At 70.2% G+C, this 13,945-nt stretch carries 16 protein-coding genes; 8 read left to right on the top strand and 8 right to left on the bottom strand.

Annotation, left to right across the window (positions count from 1 at the left end; all coding sequences use genetic code 11):
- Window positions 1–4 precede the first annotated feature (4 nt).
- The 3 genes from hisD to hisB are packed head-to-tail and all read left to right on the top strand — an operon-like array spanning window position 5 to window position 3,023.
- Window positions 5–1,330 carry a histidinol dehydrogenase gene (gene hisD, locus OG494_RS25350; protein WP_328443010.1) on the top strand — a complete coding sequence of 442 codons (1,326 nt, stop codon included), beginning with the start codon at window positions 5–7 and terminating at the stop codon, window positions 1,328–1,330.
- Window positions 1,327–2,427: a histidinol-phosphate transaminase gene (locus tag OG494_RS25345; RefSeq protein WP_328443009.1), complete on the top strand. Its 1,101-nt coding sequence runs from the start codon at window positions 1,327–1,329 to the stop codon at window positions 2,425–2,427. The genes hisD and OG494_RS25345 overlap by 4 nt, the downstream gene beginning before the upstream one ends.
- Window positions 2,424–3,023 (top strand): imidazoleglycerol-phosphate dehydratase HisB, encoded by a 600-nt coding sequence (gene hisB, locus OG494_RS25340; RefSeq protein WP_328443008.1) that lies wholly within the window; start codon window positions 2,424–2,426, stop codon window positions 3,021–3,023. Before OG494_RS25345 ends, hisB begins: the two co-directional genes overlap by 4 nt.
- Here hisB and OG494_RS25335 read toward each other — a convergent pair.
- Window positions 3,020–3,757, bottom strand: coding sequence for an MBL fold metallo-hydrolase (locus OG494_RS25335; RefSeq protein ID WP_328443007.1), 738 nt, complete (start codon window positions 3,755–3,757; stop codon window positions 3,020–3,022). The two genes, hisB and OG494_RS25335, sit on opposite strands and share 4 nt — an antisense overlap.
- 17 nt (window positions 3,758–3,774) lie before the next feature.
- Between OG494_RS25335 and OG494_RS25330 the strand changes: the two genes are divergently transcribed.
- The gene (locus OG494_RS25330) at window positions 3,775–3,933 is read left to right on the top strand and encodes a hypothetical protein (RefSeq protein ID WP_328443006.1); all 159 of its coding nucleotides are present in this window, start codon (window positions 3,775–3,777) and stop codon (window positions 3,931–3,933) included.
- Between the two features lie 150 nt (window positions 3,934–4,083).
- Here OG494_RS25330 and OG494_RS25325 read toward each other — a convergent pair whose 3' ends face one another.
- Complete coding sequence (locus OG494_RS25325) at window positions 4,084–6,279, bottom strand: MMPL family transporter (protein ID WP_328443005.1); 2,196 nt, start codon at window positions 6,277–6,279, stop codon at window positions 4,084–4,086.
- Between the two features lie 206 nt (window positions 6,280–6,485).
- On the opposite strand from OG494_RS25325, the gene OG494_RS25320 reads away from it, so the two are divergent.
- Window positions 6,486–7,079 carry a TetR/AcrR family transcriptional regulator gene (locus tag OG494_RS25320; RefSeq protein ID WP_328443004.1) on the top strand — a complete coding sequence of 198 codons (594 nt, stop codon included), beginning with the start codon at window positions 6,486–6,488 and terminating at the stop codon, window positions 7,077–7,079.
- A gap of 143 nt (window positions 7,080–7,222) precedes the next feature.
- Here OG494_RS25320 and OG494_RS25315 read toward each other — a convergent pair whose 3' ends face one another.
- Both OG494_RS25315 and soxR read right to left on the bottom strand, forming a co-directional pair.
- The gene (locus tag OG494_RS25315; protein WP_328443003.1) at window positions 7,223–7,771 is read right to left on the bottom strand and encodes an RNA 2'-phosphotransferase; all 549 of its coding nucleotides are present in this window, start codon (window positions 7,769–7,771) and stop codon (window positions 7,223–7,225) included.
- A gap of 33 nt (window positions 7,772–7,804) precedes the next feature.
- Window positions 7,805–8,266: a redox-sensitive transcriptional activator SoxR gene (gene soxR / locus OG494_RS25310; RefSeq protein ID WP_328443002.1), complete on the bottom strand. Its 462-nt coding sequence runs from the start codon at window positions 8,264–8,266 to the stop codon at window positions 7,805–7,807.
- A gap of 52 nt (window positions 8,267–8,318) precedes the next feature.
- Between soxR and OG494_RS25305 the strand changes: the two genes are divergently transcribed.
- Both OG494_RS25305 and OG494_RS25300 read left to right on the top strand, forming a co-directional pair.
- The gene (locus tag OG494_RS25305; RefSeq protein WP_328443001.1) at window positions 8,319–9,011 is read left to right on the top strand and encodes a thiamine pyrophosphate-dependent enzyme; all 693 of its coding nucleotides are present in this window, start codon (window positions 8,319–8,321) and stop codon (window positions 9,009–9,011) included.
- 4 nt (window positions 9,012–9,015) lie between these two features.
- Window positions 9,016–9,900, top strand: coding sequence for a transketolase family protein (locus tag OG494_RS25300; RefSeq protein ID WP_328443000.1), 885 nt, complete (start codon window positions 9,016–9,018; stop codon window positions 9,898–9,900).
- Here the strand turns inward: OG494_RS25300 and OG494_RS25295 are convergent.
- Entirely contained in the window at window positions 9,878–11,008 is a 1,131-nt protein-coding gene (locus tag OG494_RS25295; protein WP_328442999.1) for a hypothetical protein, read from the bottom strand. The genes OG494_RS25300 and OG494_RS25295 overlap by 23 nt on opposite strands.
- A gap of 318 nt (window positions 11,009–11,326) precedes the next feature.
- Between OG494_RS25295 and OG494_RS25290 the strand changes: the two genes are divergently transcribed.
- Window positions 11,327–11,896: an NUDIX hydrolase gene (locus OG494_RS25290; protein WP_442874271.1), complete on the top strand. Its 570-nt coding sequence runs from the start codon at window positions 11,327–11,329 to the stop codon at window positions 11,894–11,896.
- Here the strand turns inward: OG494_RS25290 and OG494_RS25285 are convergent.
- From OG494_RS25285 to OG494_RS25275, 3 genes are read right to left on the bottom strand one after another with little or no spacing between them, the layout of a single operon-like run.
- Entirely contained in the window at window positions 11,882–12,409 is a 528-nt protein-coding gene (locus OG494_RS25285) for an NIPSNAP family protein (RefSeq protein WP_328442998.1), read from the bottom strand. The genes OG494_RS25290 and OG494_RS25285 overlap by 15 nt on opposite strands.
- A gap of 37 nt (window positions 12,410–12,446) precedes the next feature.
- Window positions 12,447–13,619, bottom strand: a complete 1,173-nt coding sequence (locus tag OG494_RS25280) for an acyl-CoA dehydrogenase family protein (RefSeq protein ID WP_328442997.1) — start codon at window positions 13,617–13,619, stop codon at window positions 12,447–12,449.
- 48 nt (window positions 13,620–13,667) lie between these two features.
- Window positions 13,668–13,856, bottom strand: coding sequence for a hypothetical protein (locus OG494_RS25275; RefSeq protein WP_328442996.1), 189 nt, complete (start codon window positions 13,854–13,856; stop codon window positions 13,668–13,670).
- Between the last annotated feature and the right edge of the window lie 89 nt (window positions 13,857–13,945).

Genomic DNA, 13,945 nt, shown 5'->3' with positions numbered 1-13,945 from the left:
GGGCATGCTGAACCGCACCGACCTGCGAGGGCAGGTCCCGACCGCCGCCGAACTCCGCGCCACGCTCCCGCGTGCCGAATACGACGTGGACGCGGCGCTGCATCAGGTGCGGCCGGTGGTCGAGGCGGTCCGCGACCGCGGTGTCGAAGCCGTCCTCGAGTACACCGAGAAGTTCGACAAGGTCCGGCCGGTGAGCGTCCGCGTGCCGCGCGAGCGGCTCACCCAGGCCCTCGCCCAGCTCGACCCGGCCGTGCGCGCCGCGCTGGAGGAGTCGATCACCCGCGCCCGCAAGGTGCACGCCGGGCAGCGCCGTCAGGACGTCACGACGAACGTCGTCGACGGCGGCACGGTCACCGAGAAGTGGGTCCCGGTCGAGCGCGTCGGGCTGTACGCGCCGGGCGGCCTCGCGGTGTACCCGTCGACCGTGGTGATGAACGTCGTCCCGGCGCAGATCGCCGGCGTCGGCTCGCTGGTCGTCTGCTCGCCGCCGCAGGCCGGGTTCGCCGGCCTGCCGCACCCGACCATCCTCGCCGCGGCCGAGCTGCTCGGCGTCGACGAGGTGTGGGCGGTCGGCGGCGCGCAGGCCGTCGCGCTGCTGGCCTACGGCGGCACGGACACCGACGGCACCGAGCTGACCCCGGTCGACGTCGTCACCGGCCCGGGCAACATCTACCTGACCGCGGCGAAGCGGATGCTGCGCGGCCTGATCGGCATCGACTCTGAAGCCGGCCCGACCGAGATCGCCATCCTCGCCGACGAGACGGCCGACCCGGTGCACGTCGCCGCCGACCTGATCAGCCAGGCCGAGCACGACCCGCTCGCCGCGAGCGTCCTGGTGACGACGTCGGCGGAGCTGGCCGACGCCGTCGACAAGGAGCTGGTGGGGCGCGTCGCCGCGACCAAGCACACCGAGCGTGTCACCGAAGCCTTGGGCGGCAAGCAGTCCGGCGTCATCCTGGTGTCCACAGTGGATGACGGGCTGACGGTGGTCGACGCCTACGCCGCCGAGCACCTGGAGATCCAGACGGCGAACGCGCGCGAGGTCGCGGCCCGGGTCCGCAACGCCGGCGCGATCTTCGTCGGCGCGTACGCCCCGGTGTCGCTCGGCGACTACTGCGCCGGCTCCAACCACGTGCTGCCCACCGGCGGGTTCGCCCGCCACTCCTCGGGCCTGTCCGTGCAGAGCTTCCTCAAGGGCATCCACGTCGTGGACTACTCCGAGGACGCCCTGCGCGAGGTCGCCGGGCGCGTCGTCGCGCTGGCGAACGCCGAGGACCTGCCGGCGCACGGCGAAGCCGTCACGGCCCGATTCGCGGGAGAGGCCCGATGACCATCGGCGAAGAGATCACGCTGGACGAGCTGCCGCTGCGCGAGGACCTGCGCGGCAAGTCACCCTACGGCGCGCCGCAGCTGGACGTCCCGGTCCGGCTCAACACCAACGAGAACCCCTACCCGCCGCCGCCCGAGCTGGTCGCGGACGTCGCCGAGGCGGTCCGCGCGGAGGCTGCCGAGCTGCACCGCTACCCGGACCGCGACGCCCTCGAGCTGCGCCACGACCTGGCCGACTACCTGAGCGTGTCGACGCGGGTGGTGCTCACCGAGGCGAACGTCTGGGCCGCCAACGGGTCCAACGAGGTCCTGCAGCAGATCCTGCAGGCCTTCGGCGGTCCCGGGCGCAGCGCGCTGGGCTTCGAGCCGTCGTACTCGATGCACCCGATCATCGCGTCGGGCACGCGCACCGAGTGGGTACCGGCCCCACGCCGCGCCGACTTCACGCTCGACACGGCCGCGGCGGCCACGCTCATCCGGGAGAAGCGGCCGGACATCGTGTTCGTCACCAGCCCGAACAACCCGACCGGCGGCTCGATCCCGCTGGACGAGCTGCGCGCGGTGCTGGACGCGGCCACCGGGATCGTCGTCGTCGACGAGGCGTACGCGGAGTTTTCGTCGCAGCTGAGCGCGGTGGAACTGCTGGCGGACTACCCGGCGCGGCTGATCGTGTCGCGCACGATGAGCAAGGCGTTCGCCTTCGCCGGCGGCCGCCTCGGCTATCTGGCGGCGGCGCCCGCGGTCGTCGACGCGCTGCAGCTGGTGCGCCTGCCGTACCACCTCTCGCGGCTGACCCAGGCGGCCGCGCGCGCGGCGCTGCGCCACGCGGACGCGACGCTGAGCACGGTGCACAAGCTGGCCGCGGAACGCGACCGCGTCGTGGAAGCCTTGGCGGGCCTGGGTTTCGACCCGGTGCCGAGCGACTCGAACTTCGTCCTCTTCGGACGGTTCGCGTCGCCGGAGACCGCCTGGAAGTCCTATCTGGACAAGGGCGTGCTGATCCGGGACCCGGGCATCACCGGACACCTGCGCGTCAGCATCGGCACCCCGGAAGAGAACGACGCCTTCCTCGAGGCGAGTAAGGAAGTTTCGCGATGACGCGCATCGGCAAGGTCGAGCGGACCACCAAGGAGTCCTCGATCTCCGTGCAGCTGGACCTCGACGGCACGGGCGAGGTGGAGATCGCCACCGGCGTGCCGTTCTACGACCACATGCTCACGGCGTTCGGCGTGCACGGCTCGCTGGACCTCAAGGTCGAGGCGACCGGCGACGTCCACATCGACGCGCACCACACGGTCGAGGACACGGCGATCGTGCTCGGCCAGGCGATCCGCCAGGCGCTGGGCGACAAGAGCGGCATCCGCCGCTTCGGCGACGCCTGGATCCCGATGGACGAAACCCTCGCCCACGCGGCGATCGACGTCTCGGGCCGGCCGTACTGCGTGCACGTGGGGGAGCCGGAGCAGTTCAACACCTTCACGATCGGCGGCAACTACCCGTTCGTGCTGACCCGCCACGTGTTCGACTCGCTGGCGTTCCACGCGCAGATCGCGCTGCACGTCCGCGTCATCCACGGCCGCGACCCGCACCACATCGCCGAGGCCGAGTACAAGGCGGTGGCCCGGGCCCTGCGTGCGGCGACCGAGCCGGACCCCCGCGCGGGCGGCATCCCCTCCACGAAGGGCGTGCTCTAAACCGCGAACACGCGCCCCGCCGCCGCGACCTCGACCTGTCCCGAGTGGACGGTCGAGGCGCGCGCGGTGGCGACTTCGGCGGTGAGGAACGGGCCCAGGTGGGTCAGCACGAGCCGTCCCGCGCCGTGCGCGGCGCGGGCGGCGTCCTCCGGGGTCAGGTGCACCGGCGACGGCTCCGGCCCGTCGGCCTCGCAGAGGAGCAGGTCGGCGCCGGTGGCCAGCTCGGTGAGCGCGGCGCACGGGCCGGTGTCGCCGGAGTACGCCAGCACCCGATCGCCGTCGGTCACGCGGACGCCGAACGCCGGGAAGCCGTGCTCGACCGCCGTCGTCGCCAAAGTCAGGCCGCCGACCTCGGCGAAGTGCCCGTCGTGCAGCTCGTGCACCGCGAACGCTTCGCCGATCGGCGCCGGCGCGGTGTTGGTGAGGAACGCGCCGAGCCGCTCGCCGGTGCCCGGCGGGCCGTACAGCGGGATCGGCCGCGCCGGCCGGAGGTCGGCGAACAGCAGCGCGTACACCGCAGGCAGCAGGTCGGCGACGTGGTCCGCGTGCAGGTGCGAGATCCAGATCGCGTCGACCTCGGCGAGGGCGGTGTGCTCCTGGAGCGCGGCCAGGGTGCCGGGCCCGGCGTCCAGCCAGAGGGTCGCGCCCGCGCTGCGCACGAGGTACCCCGAGCACGGCTCGCCGGGACGCGGGTAGGGACTGGCGCTGCCCAGCACGGTCAGGTCGAACGGCATGTGGCACCCTAACCAGCGTGAGCAAAGAAGTCGTTGGCGTCCTGCTGCTGGCCCTGGGCGGCTTCCTGGTGGGCGGCGTCTACTCGGCCTGGAAGACGGCCAAGTTCATGGCCGTGGTGCTGGGCATCGCGGCCGTACTGGCCGTCGGCGGCGCCATCTTCTGGTTCGCCAGCTAACCGGCCGCCCGCCCTCGAGCAGCCCCCGCCCTCGAGCAGCCCCCACCCTCCCCGGGGGGCGTCCCACGTCCAGTCTACCGGTGGTGGCCGACAAAACCCTCGGCCGGAGCCTGGTTGTCCACAACCCCACCGGGTTGTGGACAACCCAGCTCAGCGGCTCGCGCCGACCAGTTCGCGCGGGTCGTCGCCGGGGGCGTCGTCGAGGTGCTTCGTGAGCTTCTCGCCCTCGACGTCGACGTCCGGCAGGATGCGGTCGAGCCACTTCGGCAGCCACCAGGCGCCGCGGCCGAGCAGGGACATCACCGCGGGCACCAGCGTCATCCGGACCACGAACGCGTCCACCAGCACGCCGAACGCCAGCGCGAAGCCGATCGACTGGATCAGCGTCGACTCGGCGAGGATGAACCCGGCGAACACGCTGATCATGATCAGCGCCGCCGCGACGACCACGCGGGCGCCGTGCCGGAAGCCGGTGACCATGGCCTCCTGGGGTTCGGCGCCGTGGACGTGCTCCTCGCGCATCCGCGTCACCAGGAACACCTGGTAGTCCATCGCGAGTCCGAAGAGGACACCGATGAGCAGGATCGGCAGCATGCTCATGATCGGCCCGGTCGACTCGACGCCGAGCAGGTCGGTCAGCCAGCCCCACTGGAACACCGCGACCACGGCGCCGAACGTCGCTGCGACCGAGCCGAGGAAGCCGATCGTCGCCTTCAGCGGCACCACGACCGAGCGGAACACCAGCATCAGCAGGATGAACGCCAGCCCGACGATCAGCGCGAGGTAGGGCAGCATCGCGTCGGACAGCTTCTCCGAGACGTCGATGTTCGCCGCGGTCTGCCCCGTGACGGCCAGCTTCGCGCCGGTCGCCTCCTGCAGCGTCCCGGATTCGGTGCGGATCGCGGCGACCAGATCCTCGGTCTGGGTGCTGCTCGGCCCGCTCTTGGGGATCACCGAGAGCAACGCCGTGTCACCGTTCTGGTTGACCTTCGCCGGTGTGACGGCGGCGACGTCGGGCAGCTTCTGGATGTCGGCCGCGGCCTGGCCGAGCGCGGCCTGGCGGTTCGTGCTCGAGCCGACGTCGACGACGACCAGCAGCGGCCCGTTCGCGCCTTCGCCGAAGCTGCGGCTGACGATCTCGTACGCCTTGTGCTGCGTGGACTCCGGCGCGGCGGTGCTGTCGTTGGGCAGGCCGAGCTGCATGCCGAGCGCGGGCAGCGCGACGACGGCCATCCCGGCCAGCGCCACGAGCAGCACCGGCCACCGGTGGCGGGCCACGAACCGCGCCCAGCGCTCGCCGTGCGTCGTCTCGACCGGCTTGCGCCGCAGGCGGATCCGCTCGCCGGCGACCCGCTTCCCGGCGAAGCCGAGGATCGCGGGCAGCAGCGTCAGGGCGATGACGACGGCGACCGCGACGGTGACCGCGGCGGCCACACCCATCTGGCCGAGGAACGGGATGCCGATGACGGTCAGCCCGGCCAGCGCGATGATCACGGTGAGGCCGGCGAAGACGACGGCGGACCCGGCGGTGCCGGTGGCGCGGCCCGCGGCTTCCTCGGGACTGCGGCCGAGCCTGAGCTCGTGCCGGTAGCGCGACACGATGAACAGCGCGTAGTCGATGCCGACGGCGAGCCCGATCATCAACGCCAGGATCGGCGTGTTCGAGTTCAGCTCGAGGAAACCGGAGGCGAGGAAGATGCCCCCCATCCCGGTGCCGACCCCGATCAGCGCGGTGAGCAGCGGGATCCCGGCGGCGATCAGCGAGCCGAAGGTGATGATCAGCACGACGGCCGCGACCGCGACACCGAGGCCTTCGGTCGCGCCGGTTTCGGGGATGCCCTGCACCGCGTCGCCGCCGAGCTCGACGGTGAAGCCGGCGTCGCGTGCGGCGTTCGCGGTGTTCAGCAGCGCCTGGCGGTCTTCGTCGGTGAGCTCGTAGGCCTTCGCGCCGTAGCTGACCTGCGCGAGGGCGACGCGCTTGTCCGGCGAGATCGACTGGGCCTGGAACGGGTCGACGACGCTCGACACCTTGGGCGCGGTCTTCAGCTGCCCGACGAGCGCCTCGACGGCGGCCTTGCCCTTGGCGTCGGTCACGGTGGTCCCGGCCGGGGCCTCGATCACGACGCGCGCGGTGGCGCCACCGGCGTTGGCCTGCGGGAACTTCTCGGTGAGCTGGTCGATCGCCCGCTGCGACTCGGTGCCGGGGATGGTCACCGAGTTCGACAGCTGGCCCGACAGCGTCAGCGCGCCCAGTCCGAGGGCCACGAGTACGGCCGCCCAGACGGCCGCGACCAGCGCGCGCCGCCGGAAGGACAACCGGCCTAGCCGGTACAGGAAGGTTGCCACGAGTCAGCTCCGTTTCGCCCGAACGGGCTCGGTTCACTCCATCTGATTACTTTCCAAGCTAGCCGATCGGCAAGGGCGCGTCCAAGCCGATCGGCAAGTATGTGACTTGTCGAACAGCAAGTGACTCGCTAGCCGATCGGCAAGTAACCGGTTTGCTCACGGAGGAGGCCGTGACGTACGCTCCGACGGCTCGCTGAGGAGGAAGAATGACCGCCGGCCCGGCCGAGGACACCCGGACCCGACTGCTGCACACCGCGCTGCGGCTGTTCACCGAACACGGGGTCGAAGGCACGTCGCTGCAGATGATCGCCGACGCGCTCGGCATCACGAAGGCCGCGGTCTACTACCACTTCAAGACGAAGGCGGAGATCACCGAGGCCGTCGCCGAGCCCGGCATCCGCGACCTGGACGAGCTCGTGCTGCGCGCGGCCGCGCAGAAGCGCCGCGGCGCGCAGGTGGACCTGCTGCTGGAGGGGTTCGTCGACCTGGTGGTCCGGCACCGCACGCTGGTGGCGCTGTTCTCGAGCGACCCGGGCCTGATCCGCGCGATCGAGAAGTCGGCCCACGGCGGCATGGAGGGCTTCGGCCAGGCGCTGCTGGGCATCCTGTCGGGCCCGGACCCGGACACGACGGCCCGCGTCAACGCGATGGTCGCCCTGACGGGCATCGCCATGGCCGGCGGCTCCCCGGACCTCGCCGGCCTGGACGACGAAGAACTCCGCACGGAACTCCTCGACGTCGGCCGCCGCCTCCTGGGCCGCCCCCGCCGCCGAGCCCCCCTCCCGGTCTCGACCCTCTAACCCCACGAGCCGCCCCCCACTCACGCGAGTTCCGTCCCCAATCACGCGAGCCGACTGTCCGGGTACGCGAGCCGACCGTCCGGGCACGCGAGTCGTCCATCCAGGTACGCGTGTCGTCCGCGCACGTACGCGTGTCGTCCGGTTCAGGCCAGGCGGTGGAGGTGTTCCGGGGGTACCGCGGCGGTCAGCCACACGCCGTTCGCGCTCACCTGAAAGGTGTGACCCGCGGCCGCCATCGCGGCGGCGTCCACGCGGAGGATGACCGGCTTGCCGCGGCGGGCGGCGACCGTCCGGGCCGTGTCGAGCGTCGCCGACAGGTGGACGGCGTGGCGGTTCATCGGGCGCAGGCCGTCACGCAGGATCGCGTCGAGGAACTTCGCGACCGTGCCGTGGTACAGGACGCCCGGCGGCGTCGCGTCCGCCAAGCCGAGGTCGACGTCCACGCTGTGGCCCTGGCTCGCCCGGATCATCGTGCCGGTTTCGTCGAAGGCATAGCGACGCTTGCTGTTCGTCTCGACGACTTCGTCGAGCTGGTCACGGGTGAGCGTGAACCCGTGGGCGCGCAGCGCGCGCAGGAGCGCGTCGACCGTCACCCACCCGCCGGGGCCGAGGGTGAGGCCGATCGCGGCGGGGTCGTGGCGCAGGTGCAGCGCCAGCCGCTTCGAGATGCGGATCAGTTCTTTTTCGTTCATTGCTTCCCCAGGATCCCGCCGAGGGCAAGCGATTTAGATGCCGCCCTCGACCGCGGGACGCAGTTTGCTCGCGCCCGGCCCGAAACGCGCGAGGTCGTCGTCGTTGTTGTAGAGCGCGCAACTGCGCAGCGACAGGCACCCGCAGCCGACGCAGCCGGTGAGGCGGTCGCGAAGGCGTTGCAGGGCGTCGATCCGGGCGTCGAGCTCGTGCTGCCAGTCGCGGGAGAGGCGGGCCCAGTCGGCCTTCGTCGGCGCGTGGTCGGCGGGCAAAGTGGCCAGCGCCGAGCTGATGTCTTCGAGGGAGAGCCCGACCCGTTGCGCCGCGCGGATGAACGCGATCCGCCGCAGGACCGAGCGCGCGTAGCGGCGCTGGTTGCCCGCCGAGCGCTCCGAGCTGATCAGCCCTCTTTCCTCGTAGAACCGCAGTGCCGTGTGCGGCACCCCGCTGCGGTCCGCCACCTGTCCGATACTGAGATGTTCAGCGAGCCTGGTCACCAGCTCAGGCTATCCTTGACTTCGAGTTTAGTCGAGGTTGCATCGTCGGAGCATGACCACTGCGACCGAACCGGGCTACGCCGAGCTGCCCCGCCTGATCTCGCTGATGACGGGCGACGACAAACACCAAGCCGCCGCCGAGTCCACAGTGGACGTCCTGTGGGTGCTCTACGACCGCGTGCTCGACATCACGACCGGGAACTTCCGCGAGCCGGACCGTGACCGGTTCCTGCTGTCCAAAGGACACGGTCCGATGGCGTATTACGCCGTGCTGACCGCGAAAGGCTTCCTGGACGAGGCGGAACTGCCGACGTGGTCCGACCCGGTGTCGCGCCTCGGCCACCACCCGGACCGGCGACGCATCCCCGGCGTCGAGATCTCGAGCGGTTCGCTGGGCCACGGCCTGCCGATCGCGCTCGGCACGGCGCTGGGCCTGCGTGCTCGCGGCCTGGTGTCGCCCAAGGTGGTGACGCTCATCGGTGACGCCGAGCTGGACGAAGGCTCGAACCACGAGGCGATCGTCGTCGCCGCGCGTGATGCGCTCGAGAACCTCACGACGGTGGTGATCGACAACCGGTCGTCGACGCGCGGCTGGCCGGGCGGCATCGCGCGCCGTTTCGGTGTCGAGGGCTGGGAGACGCGCACGGTGCCCGGCCGCGACCACGACGCGCTGTCCGACGCCTTCACCGCCCCGCATCCGGGCCGGCCGCTCGCGGTCGTCGCCGTCGTCGAACCGAAGGGCTGAACTCATGCGGGACACGTTCTTGACCACGACCGAGCAGATCCTCGACGCCGACCCGGACGTCGCGATCGTCCTGGCGGACATTTCGGCGGCGCAGCTGGCCGGCGCCGCGCGGAGGCACCCGGACCGGGTGATCAACGTCGGGATCCGCGAGCAACTGCTGGTCAGCACCGGCGCGGGCCTGGCGTTGGCGGGGCTGCGGCCGATCGTGCACACGTTCTCGTCGTTCCTGGTGGAGCGCGGGTTCGAGCAGATCAAGCTGGACTTTTCGCACCAGGACCTGGGCGGGGTCCTGGTGTCGTACGGAGCGTCGTACGACATGCCGACGGCGGGTCGCACGCACCAGGCGCCGGGAGATGTGGCGTTGATCGATTCGCTGCCGGGGTGGACGGTGCACGTCCCGGGTCATCCCGCGGAGGCGCGGCGGCTGCTGTTGGAGTCGATTCCCGGGGATGGGCGCGTGTACCTGCGGTTGTCGGCGCAGGAGAACGCGTCGCCGCACCTGGGGGTGGGATTCACCCGGCTGCGATCGGGTTCTCGCGGGGTGGTGGTGGCGGTCGGGCCGGTGCTGGACCGGGTGCTGCGGGCTACTTCCGGTCTGGACGTGACGGTGTTGTACGCGTCGACGGTGCGGCCTTTCGACGCGGCGGGGTTGCGTTCTGCGGTGCTCGCTGCTTCGGCTTCCGTCGTGATGGTGGAGCCGTACTTGGCGGGGACTTCGGCGTACTGGGTTTCGGAGGCGCTGTCGGACATGCCGCACCGGCTGCGGTCGCTGGGGGTGCGGCGGGACGCGGAGGTGCGGACGTACGGGGAGATCGCGGACCACGACCTGGCGCACGGGCTGGACGCGGGGTCGCTGGGGTTGTCGATCAGGGAGTTCCTGGGGGAGTAGGCGGCGCGGCGCCGGTGCTGGGGGTACCGGCGGCGGGGTGCTTGTAGGTCATGGTTACTTCGTCATCTCCGCCCAAGAGCGCCATCAACTTGGTGTTGGCCCTCCTTTCTTCGGTCGAGCTCCGCGGAAGTTTCACGTGCAAACTCTCGTAGAGCTTGAATCTGTTGAGATCCAGCATCGTGCGTGCGACGGCCATGTATTCGTCGGCCGCCGCGACCGACGCTCGGTAGGCGATGTAGGCGAAGAAGTACGGCACCAGAGCGCCGCAGAGCCACCATCCGTCGGTGACCATGGCCGCCACGGATTCCGCACTGGCGATCAGAGCGACGACACACAACCGAACGGAGGTGTCCAACTGCTGACGGGAGTCCCTGAGGTAGTTCAACTGGACTTCCGGCGCGATGAACGCGATGTGTGACGCTGTGGTCATGGTGCTCAAGCCGTACTGAGAGCCGATCGAGTCTTCGCCGGCCCTTAAGGCATTTCCGAGACGTGTGGGCATCATTCGTGCAGCGTCGGGGTAACGAGCGAGCGCGCGAGGTACCGAGTCCAAAGCCGACTGCAGGCCGCCGAGATTCGCCGCTCGCCACGTTTCGAGCATCGCGTCGCGATGCTCGTCCCGGGTCGCCGAGGTCCAGCGGTCCGGGTCGGTAGTTCTGATATTGCGCGAACGCTTCTCCTCGTAAGCTTCTCTCAGGAGCTCGTCGAGGACCTTGTTCCGTTGTATCAGCCAACGTTGTTGCTTTCGTCGAAGATTCGCTTGTCGTTTCCGGTGATGTGCGATGCGTCGGCGAAGTGCGGCGCGAGCGAATCGAGAGCGGCCCCAATACCCTTCCAGCACTCGGGTCATCCCGAGCTGGAGTGGGTGCAGGAACAACGCGGCGACCACGGTGCCGAGAATGACCCACGCTGCACCTGCGAGGGACCACTTTCCGAGGCTGTCGGTCATGGTAGAGAGATTCGGTCGCGATTTCCAAGCCCCGCTGGCGATGAGCGCGACGGTCCAGACCGTGAGGAACAGTGCCGGAAGAATGCTTACGACGCTGAAGTATCGTCCGATCTTCGCGCCCAGGCCGACCGCAGTGTCAGGCAGGGAAGGTGTCGACACGATTACGTCTTCCCGGGCGGACGAGTATAGATTTCACAGCATCCCTGGCAGCGGTACTTGCCCCGCTTCTTGACGACTACGTCACCGCAGGGACAGAGCAGACTCTCCGGCTTGCTCGGCCCTTCCCCGGGGTGCGAGGTCGAGGGAAATTCCTGACCGAACATCGCGGCGAGCAAGCTGCCGGCGAGGACGAGTCGAAGTTTGCGCATCCGCCTCACCCCGCCCTCCAGGAATGGACCATGTTAGGCCAGCATTCAGGCCCAGTCGACAACGTGGGACGAGGTGGTGATGGGGGTTTCGCCCTGGGCGGTGCCTGCTGTGGGCATCGTGGTGGTCGCTGGTGCCGGGGTGTTCGGGGCCGGGTGGGCCTGGCTGGCCGCCGGGGTGCTGGTTGCCGGTTCGGTGGGGGCGCTCTGTCGGGTGGTGCTTCGGGAACGCCGGGCCGATAGCGTGGGTGGCATGGCGTCCACGATTCGGCCGATCGCGCTCGGGGTCATCTGGCGGGGTGACGCGCTGCTCGTCTTCGAAGGGCGCGACGAACTCAAGGGCGAGACCTTCTACCGGCCGCTCGGGGGTGGGATCGAGTTCGGCGAGGCCAGCCAGGACGCCCTCAGACGCGAGTTCGTCGAGGAGCTCGCCGCGGAGGTGACGGTCGGTGAGCGGGTCGGTGTCCTCGAGAACGTCTACACCTGGCGAGGCCGCCGAGGGCACGAGATCGCCTTCATGTTCGACGCCGAGTTCGCCGATCCCGCCCTCTATGCCCGGGACGAGTTCAAGATTCTCGACGACGACGCCACCGCGCGGTGGGTCGACTTCGCGGACTTCCGCGACGGCACCAAGATCCTCTACCCCAGAGGGCTCACCGAGCTGCTCTCAGCGGAGCAGTGACCGCGCTGTCGGCTCCAGCAGCTCTCCCGCGGGCTCGCGGCTGAACGACACCGAAAACGGGCCGTCCGACCGGACCGGCAGCTGGGGGAAGTTGTTCGGCGACGGCTCGGTCTCGAACACCGCGAAGGCATCCGAAGGCTGCGCCGGAACAGACAGGTACAGCTGCGATCCCGGTGGCGGAGAAGTCAGACCGCGAAGGACCGGGCGCAGCAGCAGGACGTTGTCCGAGTCGATCATCGTCGCGTTCGCCGCCTCGCGGTGGGCCTTCCACGCCGGGCCGAAGTAGAAGGCCTCCAGCGCCTCCTTCCGAGCCTCCATCGAGCGGAATCCGCGCAGCCACAAGAACTCGTCCGGGGACGCCGGTACGCGGAACAGGCCGAACAGGTGCGCGCCCGCTTCTTCCTGCGGGTCGACGAACTCGCGCTCGAACAGCTCGATCAGCTCGTCGCGACGCCCCGGGTGCAGGGTGTAGCGACGCAGCTCCAGGACGGTTTCGAACTCGGTGAAAGTCACGAAGCAGAAGCTACCGGCCACCACCGACAAAAAACGATCAGCGGAACGCCGCCAGCCCCGTGACGGCCTGGCCCAGCGACAGCGCGTGCATCTCCTCGGTGCCCTCGTACGTCAGCACCGTCTCGAGGTTGGCCATGTGGCGCATCACCGGGTACTCCAGCGAAATCCCGTTCGCGCCCAGCATCGTCCGCGCCGTGCGGGCGACCTCGATCGCGGACCGCACGTTGGCCATCTTGCCGAAGCTGACGTGGTTGTGGTGCAGCTGCCCGCTGTCCTTGAGCCGGCCGATCTGCAGGGCCACCAGACCCGCGCGGTTGACCTCGACTACCAGGTCGGCCAGCTTGCGCTGCGTGAGCTGGAACCCGGCAAGCGGCTTGCCGAACTGCGAGCGGGACAGCGTGTACTCCAACGCCGATTCGTAGCACGCGCGCGCCGCGCCGACGACGCCGAACAGGATGCCGTAGCGGGCCTCGTTCAGGCAGGACAGCGGCCCGCGCAGGCCCCGGACCTCGGGGAACGCGGCGGAAGAGGGCAGCCGGACGCCGTCGAGGACCAGTTCGGCGGTGAGGGAAGCCCGCAGGGACAGCTTGTGCTTGACCTCGTTCGCCGTGAAGCCCGGCGTCGACGTCGGGACGACGAAGCCGCGGATGCCGTCGTCCGTCTGGGCCCAGACGACCGCGACGTCGGCGACGGTTCCGTTGGTGATCCACATCTTCGTGCCCGACAGCACCCAGTCGGACCCGTCGCGCACCGCGCGGGTCCGCATCGCGCCCGGGTCGCTGCCCGCGTCCGGCTCGGTCAGGCCGAAGCAGCCCAGCGCGTCGCCGGTGGCCATCCGCGGCAGCCACTCCTGCCGCTGCTCCTCGCTGCCCCACTTGTGGATCGCGTACATCGCCAGCGAGCCCTGCACCGACACGAAGCTCCGCAGGCCCGAGTCGACGGCTTCCAGCTCACGGCACGCGATGCCGTAGGCGATCGCGCTGGTGCCGGCGCAGCCGTAGCCCTCCAGGTGCATGCCCAGCAGGCCGAGCGAGCCGAACTCCTTCGCCAGCTCGGACGCCGGCAGCGCGCCCGTCTCGTACCAGCCGGCGACGCGGTCCAGCAGGTTGTCCTTCGCGTACGCGCGCACGGCATCGCGGATGGCGCGTTCCTCCTCGGCGAGCCCGGCGTCGAGGTCCAGGAAGTCGTGCGGATCCGGGGTGCGGCTCATGAGGGCTCCAAGGGGACGCGTCGGTGCGGTCCCCGCAGGAAACCACAGTCAGGCGTCTGTTCCCTGCGTGGCGTTCGTCACGCGGGCGACAGAAGGACGCGCGGTGCAGCGCCGCTCGGCCCGCCGCCGGACCTGCTGGCGCGGGATCAGCAGTTCGCTGAACTGGGGGAACGGCACGCTTTCGACGTCGTCGCGCCAGGCGTCGAGCATCTGGGACAGCACATCGTTCTCGGCCATCTCCGCCTCCTGGCGTCCGGGCGCGCGCGAGGAACCCCTCCCGCGATCGGGTGACTAGATACCCAGCGAGCGGGACACCGAAACGTCGC

Source organism: Amycolatopsis sp. NBC_00438, from assembly GCF_036026695.1.
Taxonomy (GTDB): domain Bacteria; phylum Actinomycetota; class Actinomycetes; order Mycobacteriales; family Pseudonocardiaceae; genus Amycolatopsis.
Note: the sequence above shows the minus strand (reverse complement) of the source record. Positions and strands in the feature narration are given on the sequence as shown.

Coding starts and splice junctions, on each gene's coding strand:
- OG494_RS25335 (WP_328443007.1), bottom strand. CDS start 3,757: ATGCCGTTCGACCTGACCGTGCTGGGCAGCGCCAGTCCCTACCCGCGT.
- OG494_RS25305 (WP_328443001.1), top strand. CDS start 8,319: ATGACCACTGCGACCGAACCGGGCTACGCCGAGCTGCCCCGCCTGATC.
- hisB (WP_328443008.1), top strand. CDS start 2,424: ATGACGCGCATCGGCAAGGTCGAGCGGACCACCAAGGAGTCCTCGATC.
- OG494_RS25345 (WP_328443009.1), top strand. CDS start 1,327: ATGACCATCGGCGAAGAGATCACGCTGGACGAGCTGCCGCTGCGCGAG.
- OG494_RS25280 (WP_328442997.1), bottom strand. CDS start 13,619: ATGAGCCGCACCCCGGATCCGCACGACTTCCTGGACCTCGACGCCGGG.
- OG494_RS25320 (WP_328443004.1), top strand. CDS start 6,486: ATGACCGCCGGCCCGGCCGAGGACACCCGGACCCGACTGCTGCACACC.
- OG494_RS25275 (WP_328442996.1), bottom strand. CDS start 13,856: ATGGCCGAGAACGATGTGCTGTCCCAGATGCTCGACGCCTGGCGCGAC.
- OG494_RS25300 (WP_328443000.1), top strand. CDS start 9,016: ATGCGGGACACGTTCTTGACCACGACCGAGCAGATCCTCGACGCCGAC.
- OG494_RS25315 (WP_328443003.1), bottom strand. CDS start 7,771: ATGAACGAAAAAGAACTGATCCGCATCTCGAAGCGGCTGGCGCTGCAC.
- hisD (WP_328443010.1), top strand. CDS start 5: ATGCTGAACCGCACCGACCTGCGAGGGCAGGTCCCGACCGCCGCCGAA.